The following is a 15,054-nucleotide window of genomic DNA, read 5'->3' as shown; positions in this document are numbered from 1 at the left end:
CTACTAGAACTTGATGCCGAAATCAAGCGCAACTTCGGTGTTCTTGATGCTTACGCCGGATACGTTACGCTCCTTCTCGAAGTAACGGTCGATGTTAAACAGACCGCGGTGGTACGAAACGCCGGCAAATACCTTGGTGCTCTGGCCCAATTGGTATTCGGCGCCGAAGCCGCCAAGCAGCGCGGCATCGGGAATGATGAAGTGCTTGGAGGCCTTCAACTCAACACCGGTAGATGGGTCGGTGAAGAATTTTCCCTCGTTCACGCGTGCGCCCACCGAGGCGTTGGCGGTGGCGCCTACCTGAAAGTACAGCTTTACATCGGTGGCTATATCGTTGGTGAAGAGCTTAACCGAAACCGGTATTTCAAGGTATTGCAGGCCGATTTTCTGCGTACGCGTTATCTCATCCGGGTTTGTGGGACTGGTTTGGTCGCGGTACGTAATGGTACCGCCCTTGCTGGTGAGCATCAGGCCGGTGCTGAAGGCGTAGTTCTGTCCGAAGAAGTAATCGACTACCAGGCCACCACCGATGCCAAACTTGCTGCCGTCGGAGGCAAAAGCCCGGCCCGAGGGCGAGTCTACCCGCAGGCTGGTAATGCTGGGCGACACTTTCAGGCCGATTTCAACTTGCGCAGTAGCCGTAGTGGCGGCGCCGGCCATGAGCAGGGCCAGGGCAAATAGTGCTTTTTTCATGGGAGGCAGGACACCGAACGGTATCGGTAGGCGTTGTTACGGACACCGGACCCGTTGGGGTCTGGGTTTTGGCTAATTTCGCCTCAAATATAGAAGCCTCTCCGACACATGCCCTTGCCTTTGCGCCATTGGCTGGCTGCCCTGCTGCCCGCCGTTCTGTTACTAGGTAGCTGCAACACCGACAGTTCCCGCTGCGAAATGCCCGATGAAGTAGCGCGGGTAGAAGCGCCGGTGCAGCTGGAACGACTGGAAAAGCCGTTTTTTCAGATCCGGACCCCCGAGGCCGCGCGGCAGTTTCTGGATAAACACCCGCTTTTCGCCCGTAATTTCCTGCAGCGTGGGCGGGTGCCAGAGCCTATCCTGGAGCAAACCCTGGCGCGTCTGGCCACGAACGAAGGCTTGCAGAAGCTGGCTGCCCAAGCCGACACTACCTTTCGCGACACCGAGAAATGGCAGGGTGATTTTCAGCGCATGTTTCAGTATGTGCGCTACAACTTCCCTGATTTTCCGGTGCCTCAGGTGAAAACGTTCGTGAGCGGCCTCAGCCAAGACCTGTTTGCCAACGACAGCCTGATGGTGGTTAGCACCGACTTTTTTGTGGGGCCCGATGCCGTGTACCGTCCCAACGTGCCCAACTACATCTTGCGGCGCTACCGCCGCGAGTACGTGATGCCCACGGCTGCCTTAGCCATTTCCAGCAAGTACAACAAGAAAGAGTTGACCAATACCACCATGCTAAGCGAAATGGTGCAGTTCGGGAAAGCGCTGTACTTCGCCGAAAAAGTGTTGCCTTGCACGAATGATTCGCTGCTGGTTGGCTTCTCGGGCAAAGACCTCACGAACGTAAACTACAACGAAGCTAAAATATGGGGGCATTTCCTGCAGAAGAACCTATTGTATAACACTTCTCCATTCCAGATTCAGAAGTACGTGGGTGAGCGGCCTAACGTGCCCGAAATCGACAAAACCTGCCCCGGGCGGATTGGGCAGTGGCTGGGCTGGCAGATTGTGCGCAAGTACATGGCCGAGCACCCGAACGTAACGCTGGCGCAGCTCATGGAGATGAAAGATGCGCAACGCATTCTAACCGAGTCGCGCTACCGGCCGCGGCCGCGCAGTTAAACGCGCCGCCCGGATGCACATAGCTGTTTTTAGCCAGTATCATACTAATCCCGACTGCCCGACTACCAGCCGGCATTACTCCTTGCTGGCGCACATTGCCCGCCAGCACCGCGTTACGCTTATTACCACCAACACGTGGGAGCAGCAGCGCCTGACGCATCGGTTTCCGTGGGTGCCCGAAGGCGTGGAAATACGGGCCGCGCAGGTAGCCTACAACAACCGTATGGGCGTGGTCCGGCGGGCCATATCGTTCGGGCAATATGCGGCTTACGCGCTGTGGGAAGGGCTGCGGATAGACAAGCCGGATGTCATCTGGGGCATTAGTACGCCGCTCACGGCCGCCTGGGCCGCTGCCCGGGTGGCGCGCCTGCGCCGGGTGCCGTGGGTATTCGAGGTGCAGGATTTGTGGCCAGCGTTTCCCATTGCCATGGGAGCGGTGCCGAATGCCATGGCGCAGCGTCGGCTTTACGCCATGGAGCAGAGCCTGTATCAATCGGCCAGCCACATTATTCCGCTCTCGCCCGACATGACGGCGTATGTGCGCAAGCTGGGCATTCCGGAAAGCAAGCTAACCACCGTGCTCAACGGCACCGACCTTGACCTGGTCACTCATGCTTCCGAGGAAAACGTGGAGGCGTTACGGAAGGAAGCAGGACTGCAGGGCCGGCGGGTGGTACTGTACGCCGGTACTTTTGGCCGGGCCAACAGCATTCCGATGCTTATTGAAGCGGCAATCAAGCTGGCGGCATCCTGCCCCGACGTGGTTTGGCTGTTCATGGGTCACGGTTTTTACACCGACTTACTCACCCAGGCCGCTGCGCAGCACCCTTTCATTCGATTGGTGCCACCGCAGCCGCGTCACGCGGTTTTTAGTTGGTTCCGGCTAGCTGACGTATCAGTAGCGCCCTTCCTGGGCTTACCCGTGCTCGATGCCAACTCCCCAGCCAAGTTTTACGATAGCCTGGCCGTGGGTACGCCGGTGGTGGTTACCAATGGCGGCTGGACCAAAGCCTTCGTGGAAACGCATGGTTGCGGCTGGTTTTCCCCGCCCGAAGATGCCACCGCCTTAGCCCACACCCTCGCTACGGCTCTAAACGATGCTCCCAAACTTTCTGCCGCTGGCCTGCGCGGGCAGCAGGTAGCCCACGCGCAGTTCGACCGCCAACAAATGGCCGCCACGGTGCAGCAAATTCTGGAGCGGGCAGCCGGTTAAACTGGTGCTACAATGGGCTCCAGCTTGGGGGCTACGTTATCGGCGAAGTACTTGCAGAAGTCGGTGAGGGGGCATTGCATACACTTGGGGTTGCGCGCCACACAGATGTAGCGGCCGTGCAGAATTAGCCAATGGTGGGCTTTGGGCACCAAATTCTGCGGGGTGTATTTCAGCAGGCCCTTCTCCACTGCTAAGGGCGTAGTAGCCGTGCGCGGAACCAAGCTAATGCGGTGCGACACCCGAAACACGTGGGTATCCACGGCCATGGCCGGCTGGTTATACACCACCGACACAATAACGTTAGCCGTTTTGCGCCCTACGCCGGGCAGGCGCTGTAACTCCTCCAGCGTGCTGGGTACTTCACCGCCAAAATCCTGCACCAGCATGCGGCCCAGCCCAGCAAGGTGCTTGGCTTTGTTGTTCGGGTACGATACGCTGCGGATCAGGGCGAATATATCTTCCACCGACGCCTCTGCCAGCCGTTCCGGGGTAGGAAATTGCTCAAAGAGCGGGGGCGTAATCAGGTTCACGCGCTTGTCGGTGCATTGCGCGCTGAGCACCACAGCCACCAGCAGCTCGTACGGGTTGCGGTAGTGCAACTCCGTTTCGGGCTCGGGGAAATGGGTGGTGAAGTAGGCCAGAAAACGGCGAAACCGCTCGGCCCGGGGCATGGATGCTACGGGCACAAACGGTTTAGCTGGCGCGCAGGAACGTGCGCGAGTATTGGAGAATGTTCTGGGCGGCCCGGTCGCTGGGCGTGCTTTGCAGCGCGTCGAGACAGCGTTGGGCGAGGAGCAGGTCGGCGCATCGAGCGGCCAAGTCGGCGTCGTGCACCAATGCTTGCTCTACTTCGTGCTGCTGCTCAGCTGGCAACTCGTTGTACACATACCGGAGCAGCGTCTCGTGGGTAAAGGTTTTGATCATAGAATACAGGTTGCGCGGCCATTTTCTTCCGCAGGTTGATGAGCGCATAGCGCATACGGCCCAGGGCCGTATTGATGCTCACCCCCGTTGCGTCGGCAATTTCCTGGAAGCTCATGTCGCCGTAATGACGCATGATCAACACCTCCTTTTGCGCGGCCGGCAGCTCTTGTATTAACTCCCGAAGCCGGGCGTGGGTTTCGTCGCGGGTCAAAGTTGCATCAATTCCTTCCTCCGAATAAGTGAGGGAATTGAAGGCATGGCCCGTGGCGTCGAGGTTGAGCTGCGGATTGCGCTTTTGGCGGCGGAAATTATCGATGGCCAGGTTGTGGGCAATGCGGCAGATCCACGACGAAAACTTTCCTTCCTCGTTGTACCGACCGCTTTTCATGGTGTGTACCGCTTTGATGAAAGCATCTTGCAGCAAGTCTTCAGCCACCACGGTATCCTTCACAATCAGCATGATTGTGGTGAATACGCGGCGCTTATGCCGTTCGAGCAACAGGGCGAAGGCTTCTTCTTTGCCGGCAATGTAGAGCGAAATCAACGCGGAGTCGCTCGGCTGCATGGGTTCCATAAAGGCTGTACGGTTAAGGGAACGTAGAGCTTTATGCCATATTGTGCAGCTACCGGTGAAATTTATAAGGACGACGAACGTCACATGAAGAAGTGATGCTACCAAATGTAGAGTTATGCCACCACCTGCGCAATACAGCATAGTGGTTTAGTGATGATTTTTTTTCGACGGATACAGTTGAGCGTATCAATAGAGCCGCAATAACCATGTGTTTTGAGTACTAACATTTTGTTTGTCAGTATTCATATAGTTTTTACTATGGTTGCTTAAAGCAGAACGGGAGCCCCGAAAATAACCGAGGCTCCCGTTTTCATCAGGGCAGAGCAAAACTGTAAAAAAACTTCGCGGGCTCTAGTATGGGTTAAGGCCGCAATTGCGTGTCGATGGCCCGCAGCTGCGCATCGAACTGGGTGGCGTTGGGCGCCGTACTCAGTGCCTGGGTGGCGCGGTCGTTCAGCTTACCGGACATTTGCTGGAGCAGGGCAAAGCGTTGCTCCAGTTGGCGCAGCTGCTGCGCTTGTTTGGGCGAAACGGCCGGGCCGCTGGAACCAGGCGTTACAATGCGCGTTTCGCCGCCGCCACCGGCCTGCTGGTTACGCTGCTCAATGGCCTGGGCCGATTGCATGTCGTCGCGAAGGCCCACCACTTCGCCCTGCATATTTACCGCCCGGCCTTCGGGCAAGAGTTGGCGGGTGCCGTCTTTCTTTACCAAAATGCCGCTGGGGTTAATAACCGATCCGTCGTTGAGGGTCATAGGACCTTCGAGGCGGGAAGCCTGCCCGGCACGCAGGCGCATGGTCACACCGTTTTGCCGGAAAGCGCCGTCTTTCAGGCTGTACGTGGGAGTGGAAGCGGTTTGGGCCGAAGCCACTGCGGAAGTCAGCATCAGTAAGGCTGCAATCAGGAAGCGAAAACGCATACCGTAGCGGAACCCTCGGGATGGAAACGCGGGCACCGAAGCAGGTGTACGTAGGCGGCTGGCCAGCCGTTCTGCCGGCTTAAATGGGGAGGCAGGAAGTAGCAGCGAATGGAAAAGACAACACCAAGGCAACAAAACGCCGAACCGGCGGTATAGCGGCGGAGCCGCCGCGGGTGGCTACTTTTGCGCCTTCCGTTTTCATGACGACTTCCGCCCAACCCCACGACCCGTACGCTGCCCTGCGCATTCCCGATTTCCGCCGTTTGATATCGGCGAGGGTGTGCTTGGTAATAGCCACTCAAATGCAGGCCGTGGTGGTGGGCTGGCAGATGTACCAGCTCACCAAAGACCCGCTGGCGCTGGGCTTAATTGGTCTGGCCGAAGCCATTCCCAGCATTGTGGTGTCGTTATATGCCGGGCACGTGGCCGACTCGGTGCCGCGCAAGCGCATTATTATAACGGCGCTGACGGTGTTTATGCTGTGCTCGTTGGCGTTGTTTCTGTTCACGCGGCCCAGCGGCGCGTGGGCGCTTACCCAGTACCACACGCTGCCGATTTACGCGGTCATTTTTGTGAGCGGAATTGCGCGGGGCTTTCTGGGGCCGGCGCTGTTTTCGTTTATGCCGCAACTGCTGCCCAACCGTAAGTTGCTCGCCAACGCCATAACCTGGAACAGCGCCACCTGGCAGGCATCGTCGGTACTGGGGCCTGTTATTGGGGGCTGGATTGTGGCTCAGAGCTTATTTCACCTCGGCGGGACGGCCATGACGGGGCTTAGCACGGCCTACGGCGTGGACCTGGCCCTAACGGTGGTGTCGCTGCTGCTCTTCACCACCATCGGCAGCCGGCCTTTGCCCGCTCGGGAAGGAGAGGTGCTGAGTCTGAAGGAGAGCGTGCTGTCGGGTATTCGGTTTATTTTCAGCAACCAAATCGTGCTGGCGGCTTTGTCGCTCGATTTGTTTGCGGTGCTCTTTGGCGGCGCGGTGGCGCTGTTGCCCATTTTCGCCGATGAGATTCTGAAGGTCGGGCCAAACGGTTTTGGCATGTTGCGCACCGCGCCGGCCGTGGGTTCGGTGCTAATGGCGGTGCTGCTGACGTATTTCCCACTGCGGCGCCATGCCGGGCGTAAGCTGCTGTGGGCTGTGGCCGGTTTTGGGGCTGCCACCATTCTGTTTGCGCTGTCCAGGAATTTCTTTGCGTCGTTGCTGCTGCTGTTCATGACCGGCGTCTTCGATTCGGTGTCGGTTATTGTGCGCTCCACGCTCATACACACTTACACGCCCGAGTACATGAAAGGGCGAGTTTCGGCGGTAAACAACATCTTCATTGGGTCCAGCAACGAAATCGGGTCGTTTGAATCGGGCTCCGTGGCCAAGCTCATGGGCGTAGTACCCTCGGTGGTTTTTGGTGGCGCCATGACGCTGGTGGTGGTGGCGGTTACAGCGTGGCGGGCCAAGAAATTACGTGTACTGGACTTGACGCCGAAAGAAGGAGCGGTGGCGTAAACCCGCTCTATCACCCAATCATGTTAGCTGTGGAACAACACGTTGGTGCAGCTATATTCTGGTGAGGGCGTACATTTGCTGCGCTTCAGTCCACGGGCTGAAGGATTCCGCCGCCTGCCTGCCCACCCCGCCGTCATGCCCGAAGTAGCAACCCTCGATGCGCTAGAAATCCGGCTAGCGGAGCTGCAGCGCACCGACGGCGAAGCGTTCATGCAGGCGCTCTTCAAAGGCTACTACCGGCCGCTGGGCAACGTGATTTTTCGGGTGGTGCAAGACCGCGACGTGGCCGAAGACCTGTTGCAGGACGTGTTTCTGCGCGTGTGGAACAACCGCGACACGCTCGTTATCAGCAGCACCTACAAAGCTTACCTTTACCGCGCCGCCATGAACGCGGCCCTGCGCCACACCGAGCGCAGCAAACGGCAGGTAGCCTGGGACGATGCCAACGTAGCCGAGCCCTCGGCCAATACCACCGACGAGGGGCTTAACGGCCATGAAGCCGAGCAGGCCGTGGCCGAGGCGCTGGAAACGCTGCCGCCGCAGTGCCGCGCCGTGTTTCTGATGAGCCGGCAGGAAGGCCTCAGCTACCAGCAGATAGCCGAGGCGCTAGACGTGGCCCCCAAAACCGTGGAAAACCAGATGGGCAAGGCGCTGCGGTTGTTGCGGCAGCAGCTCAGTGGCTTTTTTTCGGGCCTGACGATGTGGGTGTTAGTGTGGTTGGGGTGGTAAAGCATAAATATTTTTCAAGTCGGCGTGGGGGTAGGAGTGGGGTTGCGGGTCTTAACTCCAGAAACCCACTAAACCAACCAGCTTACCCGCTATGAAAACAAACTGGCTCCCGTCCCTGCTCTTCTCGACTCTGCTGCTCACGGCCAGCTGCAACCACGACGGCGACTCGTTCGGCCCCCGCGTGCGAGGTACCGGTCCCACCCAGTCGGAAACCCGAACGCTTAACGCCTTTAGCCGCGTGGAGCTGAAAGTAGACGCTGACGTGGTTATTACCCAAGGCCCGCAGCAGGAAGTGCGCATCGAAGCGCAGCGCAATATTCTGGACGTGCTGGAAACCGAGCTCAACGGCGACCAGCTCGAAATTGAGTTCGGCCGCGTGAACGTGCGCAGCCACGACCCCATCCGCATTTACATCACGGTGCCGTCGCTGTCGGAAGTAGAGGTAGCCGGCTCGGGCAGCCTGCGCAGCAACTCCGCCTGGTCGGCCAACAGCTTCCGGGTAGGCGTGTCGGGCTCGGGCAAGGCCGATCTGGATCTGGCCAACGTGAACAGCCTGCGCACCACCATTTCGGGCTCGGGCGAGGTGAACCTGCGCGGCACGGCGCCCACGCACACCATCAGCATCAGCGGCTCGGGCCGGGTAAATTCCTACGACCTCATTACCCAGGATACCAATGTGAACATCAGCGGCTCGGGCCGCAGCTACGTGTACACCAGCCGTAACCTGAACGCCGAAATCAGCGGCAGCGGCACTGTGTACTACCGCGGCACGCCCTTGGTTACCACTCGCATCAGCGGTTCGGGCAAAGTCCTGACCGGCAACTAAACTCAACGCTGAAACGAAGGGCGCTGGAACTGCCCCTCCCGGTTTCAGCCTTCATTCTCACTTGCTTCCATCATTGCGCTTTTCCGGCGGTTTCTGCTCGTCACTCGGAAAACCACCGCGCTGAAAAACCTACTATGAAAACAACCCTTTATCTGGGCCTGACGGCGGGCCTGTGGCTGGCAGCCCAACCCGCCCGAAGTCAGTCGGCCGACGCGCCGCGGCCGGCACCGGCGGCCACGGCCAAAGTAACCCTGAGCGGCTACTTACGCGACGGGGCCACCGGCGAAGCCCTCATTGGCGCCTCGGTGTTTGTAAAGGCCCTGGGCATTGGGGTGAACACCGATGAAAACGGCTTTTATGCGCTCCAACTGCCCAAAGGCGCCCACGTCATCACGTTCCAGGTTATCGGCTTCGAGCCGCGCGAGGAACGCGTGGAGCTAACCGGTGACCTAACGCGCTCGGTGAAATTAGCGGCCCAGCGCGTGCAAACGCAGGAAGTGCTGGTGCAGGGTGCCCGGGCCGAAGACAACATCAAGAAGCCCGAAATGAGCGTGAACCGCCTCGACATGAAAACCGTGAAGCTCATGCCGGCTTTGCTGGGCGAGGTGGACGTGGTGCGCAGCATTCAGCTGCTGCCCGGCGTAACCACGGTGGGCGAGGGTGCTTCCGGCTTCAACGTGCGCGGCGGCGGCATCGATCAGAACCTGATTCTGATGGACGAAATACCGGTGTATAACGTCTCGCACCTGTTCGGCTTGTTCTCGGCCTTTAACCCCGACGCCGTGGAGAGCATGAAGCTTTACAAAGGCGGCATTCCGGCCCAGTACGGCGGCAGGCTTTCCTCGCTGCTCGACGTGCGCCTGCGCGATGGGCAGGCCGCCGACCGCCTCCACGTAAACGGCGGCATCGGCCTGATTTCGAGCCGGCTGGCGGTGGAAGCGCCGCTGATCAAAGACCGCACCTCGGTGGTGCTGGCCGGACGCCGCTCTTACGGCGACCTGTTCCTGAAGCTGGTGCCCGAGCAAAAAAACAACCAGGCCTACTTCTACGACCTGAGCGTGAAGGTGAACCACCGCTTCAGCGCCCGCGACCAGCTGCAGCTCACCGGCTACCGGGGCCGCGACGTGTTCAACTTCGCGAACGTGTTCAAGAACGACTGGGGCAACACCGGCGGCACCGTCCGCTGGACGCACCAGTTCTCGCCCCGCCTGATCGGCAATTTCTCGGCCGTGGCCGCCGAGTACGACTACGCCCTGGGGGTACCGAACGGCACGCAGGCTTTTGAGTGGACCTCCGATATCCGTAACTACACCGGCAAAGCCGATTTGAGCTACGTGCTCAATGCCAGCAACACGCTGTCGGGGGGCGTAAGCGGCACGCGCTACCATTTTAACCCGGCCACGGTGAAGCCGCTGAGCACCGAATCCATTTTCATCGGCCTGAAAGTAGACGCCCAGCAGGCTGGCGAGTACGCTGCCTACCTCGACAACGAGCAAACCATTTCGACCCGCCTGCAGGCGCAGTACGGCCTGCGCCTCTCGGTATTCGATTTTCTGGGCAGCGGTACCCGTGTTTTTGATTACGTGGGCGCCGTGGGCCAACGCAAAGACCCCGTGAACGGGCGCGATACCAAGAACGGCGAGGTTATTAAGCGCTACGCCAACCTGGAGCCGCGGGCTTCGCTGCGCTTCACGCTCGACGAAACCAGTTCGTTGAAGGCCAGCTACAACCGCACGGTGCAGTACATTCACTTGGTATCGAACACCACGGCTTCGTCGCCGCTGGATATCTGGACGCCGAGCACTAACAACGTACAGCCCGAGCGCGGCAACCAGGTGGCTATAGGCTACTTCCGCAACCTGCGCGACAACCAATATGAGGCGTCGGTGGAGGTGTTCGGTAAGACCATGAGCAACCAAATCGACTACGTGAACGGGGCCAACACCCTGCTCAACAAGGATTTGGAAGGCGAGCTGCTTTACGGCGACGGCCGCGCTTACGGCGCCGAGTTCTACGTGAAGAAAAACCAAGGGCCGCTCACGGGCTGGGTGAGCTACACGCTGAGCCGCTCGGAGCGTCAGATTGACGGGCTGAACGCCGGCAAGTGGTACCCCAACAAGTACGACAAAACGCACAGCCTCTCAGTGGTGGGTCTGTACGAGGTGAGCAAGCGGCTGTTCGTGTCGGCCAATTTTGCCTACGGCACCGGCGTGGCCACTACCTTCCCGAACGCCCGTTTCGTGTACGAAGGCCTGGTGGTACCCGTGGTGGGCGGCGACGCCCGCAACAACTACCGCGTGCCTGCCTACCACCGCCTCGATTTTGGCGCCACCCTCAAGAACCGCCAGAAGCCCAATCAGCGCTGGCAGAGCGAATGGGTATTCTCGGTGTACAACGCTTACGCCCGCCGCAACGCTTACGGCATTTACTTCCGCCAGAACCAGGATAACCCCCGCCAAACCGAGGCCGTGCGCCTCTCGGTCTTCGGCACGGTGCTGCCTTCGGTGTCCTATAACTTCAACTTTTAAGGGCCGCGGCCCCCGCCTGCTATGCTTGCCCGTTTCTTCTCTTTCGCTTCACTGCTAGCCATTGGTCTGCTCTCCGGCTGCACCGATGTGGTGGACGTGGACCTGCCCGACCCCGAGCCCCAACTGGCCGTGGAAGGCAACATCACTGACCAGCCCGGCCCGTACACCATTCGCCTGACCAAAACCGGCCCGTATTTCGCCGACCAAACTCCGCCCGCCGTGCGCGGCGCCGAGCTCGTACTTACCGACAACGAAGGCGCCACCGAAACCCTGCGCGAAATCGAGCCCGGCCAGTACCAAACCAGCCAGCTGCGCGGCAAAATTGGGAACCGCTACGTGCTAACCATTCGCACCGAAGGCCAAGAGTACCGCGCCAACACCGAAATCAAGCGCGTGCCGGAAATCGACCGGTTCGAGCAGCAGTACAAACGCAACGAAACCGGCTGGTCCGATGGCTACTACGTTCTGTACAACGGCCCCGAGCTGCCCGGCGTGGGCGACTACTACCGCTTCAAGCTCTACCAAAACGACACGCTGCGTAACGACCCCGACGAACTGGTGGTAACCTCCGACGAACTGGTCGATGGGAAGTACATCGGCGACGTGGAGCTGACGGACCGTCCGTTTCGCGTGGGCGACCGGGTGCGCGTGGAGCTGCTCTCGTTGCCGCGCGACTACTTCTTCTTCCTGAACGAGATGTTCACCCAGATCAACAACGTGGGCCTATTTGCTACCCCACCCGCGAACGTGCGTACCAACGTGCTGAACACGAATCCGAACGGCCCGAAAGCCGTCGGGTACTTTGCCGGCACGGCGCTACGCTCGGCCTCTATCGTTATTCAGCCGGAGTAGCACGAACGTAAAAATCGGCGCTACTTCCCAGAAATTCCCGAATTTCAGACCCAACTCTCCGCCATGCTCGATTTCTACTCCGATACGGAAGCCCCCTGGGACTTACTGGCCAAGCACCTGGCCGGCGAGGCTACCGCATTGGAGCAGGACGAGCTGCACCGCTGGCTAACGACCGATCCGCGCCGCCTGCGCGTGCTCACCGATGCCACGCGCACCTGGGAACGGGGCGGCAACGTGGCCGAGGTATTTACCGAAGCCGACGTGGACCGGGCCTGGCAGCGCTTTAGCGTAACGGCCGGCCTGAAAACCGCCGCTGAGCCCGCGGCTGCCGTAGCGTCCGAAGCCAAAGTGGTATCGATGTGGAGCCCGGCCCAGCCCTGGCTGCGGGTAGCGGCGGCCGTGTTGCTGCTGGTTGGTGTGTGGGCCGTGGCGCGCAACTTCCTGCAACTGCGCCCGACTGCGCAGCCCGTAACCGTGGCCGCCGGTGCCCAGCGTCAACTGGCTACTTTGCCCGACGGCAGCCGCGTGTGGGTGAACCGCAACTCCACACTCACCTACGCCGCCGATTTCAACCAAGCTGAACGCGTGGTGCAGCTGCAGGGTGAGGCGTTTTTTGAGGTACGAAAAGACCACGGCCGACCCTTTACGGTGCTGGCCGGCGACACCCGCACCCGGGTGCTGGGAACCTCGTTTAACGTGCGTGCCTACGGCACCGAAGACTCGGTGGAGGTATCGGTAGTAACGGGCCGCGTGGCGTTCAGTCCCGCCCGCCGCATAGTAGCCGCGGCCGATTCGGTGCTGCTGACGCCTGGCCTGCGCGGCGTTATTCGCCGCAATGCACCCGCCGTAGCCGTGCAAAAACCTATTACCGACCCCAACTTCCGGGCCTGGCAGCACGACGAGTTGGTGTTCGACAACCAACCGCTGGGGCAGGTAGCCCAAACCCTCTCGCGCTACTACGGCACACCCGTGGAGCTTAGCCAGCCTAAACTGGCCAACTGCCGCTTCACCGGCACTTTCCGCAGCGCTAACCTGCCGCAGGTGTTGCGCGTCGTGAGCCTGTCGGCCAACTTGTCCGTGAGCCAATCGGCCGACGGCTACACCCTTGACGGACCGGGCTGCCAATAGCCCGGCTTGCCTTCCTCTCGCTTTCTGATTAGTTTTTGCAATGCGACACCGCATCTGCCTGGCCACTGCCGTGCTTTGCGCGCTGGCCGGCTCTCCTTCCGCCACGAACGCCCAGGTTCGGCCCGGCTCCGTTATGGAGCGCAAAGTAACCGTGACTTTCAACCAGGCCCCGCTGGAGTCGGTGCTGCGTACGCTGCGCCGCCAGTACGGCGTGCGTATTTCCTACAGCAACACTGCCCTGGACTTGCAACAGCCGGTAACGCTGAGCGTGCAGAACCAGCCGCTACGTGCGGTGCTGAACGAGCTGCTGCGCGACAAGAACATAGGCTATGAGCTGGTGGGCGACCAAGTGGTGCTGCACCGCGCCCAGCCCAAAGTACGAGCTGTCGATAAGGCCGCAGCCGCCACCGTGGCCGCAACGACGACAACCGTTAGCAAAGCTACCGTGGACCGCGCACCCAATGCGGCACCTTTGCCGGGAACGGGTACCGGGCCGAAACCAACCGTGGCGCCGGCCGAAAGCAGCAAGCCACACGTACAGGAGGCCCGTGTACCGGTGCGGGAAGCTCCTAAGAATAAGGTTACGCCGAAGTCCAATCCTGTCAAGCCTACTACCGCTGCCACGAAGAGCAAGGGCGTAGCTGTAGTCAGCTCCAAACCCAACAGCGCGCCGACATCGGACCGGAAAGATGCAAAACCGACCGAAGCAAGTGTCGCTTCGGGTGCAAAGGGCAGCACTGCAACGGCTGAAACGCCCAGTCAGGCGCAGCTTGGGCCCGTTGCCGCGCCCGCCGACGAAGCCGGCGCAACCGCCTCTACCAGCACCTCCACGCCCCCGGCCATAGTGCCCACCGACTCGGTAGCCCGCAACCCCGTTCAGCCCACTCCGACCACAGAGCCAGCGGCAAAGCCAGAAGAGGATCAAGAGCCCGAAGCGCCAACCCGGCCGACTTACACCAAGACGGCTCAAATTTCCTTTCTCGGCCCACTGGGTTCTAACGGCCTGCGCAGCGGCCAAACGGTAAACACCTTTTCGCTAAACGTGCTGGGCGGTTACTCGGCGGGCGTAGACGGGGTAGAAGCAGCCGGCTTATTCAACGTTTCGCGCGACTCGGTGACGGGGCTGCAGGTGGCAGGCCTCGCCAACGTGGTGGGTAAACGGTTACAAGGTTACCAAGGTGCCGGTTTGGCTAACGTGCTGGGTGGCAGTGGGGAAGGCTGGCAGTCGGCGGGCTTGTTTAACGTGGCCACGCGGCCCATGGCTGGCGCGCAAACGGCGGGCTTATTTAACTACTCCGGGCCAGCCAAAACCGGCACTGCCGACGGTGAGTTTCTGGTGCAGGCAGGCGGTTTGTTTAACGTGTCGTTAGGGGAGGTGCGCGGCGTGCAGGCAGCCGGTCTGTTTAACGTAGCCCGGAATGTGCGCGGGGTGCAGCTAGCGGGCTTGCTCAATATTGCCGACTCAGTGAACGGCGTGAGCCTGGCTCCGCTGAACCTGGTGCGCCACGGCTACCACCGGCTGGAGCTTACCAACTCGGAAACCTGGCTGGCCCAGGCCAACCTGAAACTGGGCGGTTCGCCCCATTTCTATACTTTTTTTACCGGCGCCATTCAGCCCGGCAGCGCCAGCAAGCGGCGCTGGGGCCTGGGTTACGGCGTGGGTTCTGAAGTGCTGGCTTCGCATCGGTTTAGCTTCACGCTCGATGCGGTGGCCGTGCAGGTGAGCGAGGAGCCCAATGGCTGGACCGATTACCTGAACCTGCAAAACCAGTTTCGCTTGCTGATGGGATATTCCCCGTTTCGGGCCGGCGGACGGGTGCGCGTGGTGGCTGGGCCCGTGCTCAGCATCCTGGTAACTCAGCGCTACGATGCCGAGCTGGGCGGTATCGGCTCGGGCCTGACCGAAGGCCGCACGCTGTTGCTCGACGAAGGCAACGCCTCTAGCCGCGTGTTGGGCTGGGTAGGTTACACCACCGGCATTCGTTTTTAGGTAGCACACTGTACGGAACAGGCGCCAACGCCAGCGGCCCGGCCTGTGCCA

General features: G+C 60.4%; 14 protein-coding genes. 9 read left to right on the top strand and 5 right to left on the bottom strand.

What is annotated here, in order from left to right; all coding sequences use genetic code 11:
* Positions 1–3: 3 nt before the first annotated feature.
* Entirely contained in the window at positions 4–693 is a 690-nt protein-coding gene (locus ABD903_RS06910) for a porin family protein (protein WP_345222560.1), read from the bottom strand.
* Positions 694–801: 108 nt separating this feature from the next.
* Here ABD903_RS06910 and gldB point away from each other — a divergent pair, with 108 nt between their 5' ends.
* Positions 802–1,815: a gliding motility lipoprotein GldB gene (gene gldB, locus ABD903_RS06905; RefSeq protein ID WP_345222558.1), complete on the top strand. Its 1,014-nt coding sequence runs from the start codon at positions 802–804 to the stop codon at positions 1,813–1,815.
* A 13-nt stretch (positions 1,816–1,828) separates the two neighbouring features.
* Positions 1,829–3,028 carry a glycosyltransferase family 4 protein gene (locus tag ABD903_RS06900; RefSeq protein WP_345222556.1) on the top strand — a complete coding sequence of 400 codons (1,200 nt, stop codon included), beginning with the start codon at positions 1,829–1,831 and terminating at the stop codon, positions 3,026–3,028.
* Here the strand turns inward: ABD903_RS06900 and nth are convergent.
* The 4 genes from nth to ABD903_RS06880 form a co-directional block, all read right to left on the bottom strand.
* Positions 3,025–3,699 carry an endonuclease III gene (gene nth / locus ABD903_RS06895; RefSeq protein ID WP_345223098.1) on the bottom strand — a complete coding sequence of 225 codons (675 nt, stop codon included), beginning with the start codon at positions 3,697–3,699 and terminating at the stop codon, positions 3,025–3,027. The two genes, ABD903_RS06900 and nth, sit on opposite strands and share 4 nt — an antisense overlap.
* Positions 3,700–3,721: 22 nt before the next feature.
* Entirely contained in the window at positions 3,722–3,952 is a 231-nt protein-coding gene (locus ABD903_RS06890) for an anti-sigma factor (RefSeq protein ID WP_345222555.1), read from the bottom strand.
* Positions 3,891–4,526 (bottom strand): RNA polymerase sigma factor, encoded by a 636-nt coding sequence (locus tag ABD903_RS06885; RefSeq protein ID WP_345222553.1) that lies wholly within the window; start codon positions 4,524–4,526, stop codon positions 3,891–3,893. Before ABD903_RS06885 ends, ABD903_RS06890 begins: the two co-directional genes overlap by 62 nt.
* Before the next feature lie 361 nt (positions 4,527–4,887).
* On the bottom strand, positions 4,888–5,445 hold the full coding sequence (locus tag ABD903_RS06880) for a DUF6799 domain-containing protein (RefSeq protein WP_345222551.1): 558 nt from the start codon (positions 5,443–5,445) through the stop codon (positions 4,888–4,890).
* A 200-nt stretch (positions 5,446–5,645) separates the two neighbouring features.
* On the opposite strand from ABD903_RS06880, the gene ABD903_RS06875 reads away from it, so the two are divergent.
* The 7 genes from ABD903_RS06875 (at position 5,646) to ABD903_RS06845 (ending at position 15,003) form a co-directional block, all read left to right on the top strand.
* On the top strand, positions 5,646–6,950 hold the full coding sequence (locus ABD903_RS06875) for an MFS transporter (protein WP_345222549.1): 1,305 nt from the start codon (positions 5,646–5,648) through the stop codon (positions 6,948–6,950).
* Positions 6,951–7,085: 135 nt separating this feature from the next.
* Positions 7,086–7,679, top strand: coding sequence for an RNA polymerase sigma-70 factor (locus ABD903_RS06870; RefSeq protein ID WP_345222548.1), 594 nt, complete (start codon positions 7,086–7,088; stop codon positions 7,677–7,679).
* 91 nt (positions 7,680–7,770) lie between these two features.
* Entirely contained in the window at positions 7,771–8,505 is a 735-nt protein-coding gene (locus ABD903_RS06865; RefSeq protein WP_345222546.1) for a head GIN domain-containing protein, read from the top strand.
* A gap of 134 nt (positions 8,506–8,639) precedes the next feature.
* On the top strand, positions 8,640–11,033 hold the full coding sequence (locus tag ABD903_RS06860) for a TonB-dependent receptor (RefSeq protein ID WP_345222544.1): 2,394 nt from the start codon (positions 8,640–8,642) through the stop codon (positions 11,031–11,033).
* A gap of 21 nt (positions 11,034–11,054) precedes the next feature.
* On the top strand, positions 11,055–11,885 hold the full coding sequence (locus ABD903_RS06855; RefSeq protein ID WP_345222543.1) for a DUF4249 domain-containing protein: 831 nt from the start codon (positions 11,055–11,057) through the stop codon (positions 11,883–11,885).
* Between the two features lie 63 nt (positions 11,886–11,948).
* Positions 11,949–13,013 carry a FecR family protein gene (locus tag ABD903_RS06850; protein ID WP_345222541.1) on the top strand — a complete coding sequence of 355 codons (1,065 nt, stop codon included), beginning with the start codon at positions 11,949–11,951 and terminating at the stop codon, positions 13,011–13,013.
* Between the two features lie 40 nt (positions 13,014–13,053).
* A complete protein-coding gene (locus ABD903_RS06845; RefSeq protein ID WP_345222540.1) occupies positions 13,054–15,003 on the top strand; it encodes a DUF4974 domain-containing protein in 1,950 nt (649 codons plus the stop codon).
* Positions 15,004–15,054 lie beyond the last annotated feature (51 nt).

Source organism: Hymenobacter koreensis (genome assembly GCF_039541855.1).
Lineage (GTDB): Bacteria > Bacteroidota > Bacteroidia > Cytophagales > Hymenobacteraceae > Solirubrum > Solirubrum koreensis.
The sequence above is the reverse complement of the archived record's forward strand: the minus strand, read 5'-3'. Positions and strand labels throughout refer to the sequence as shown.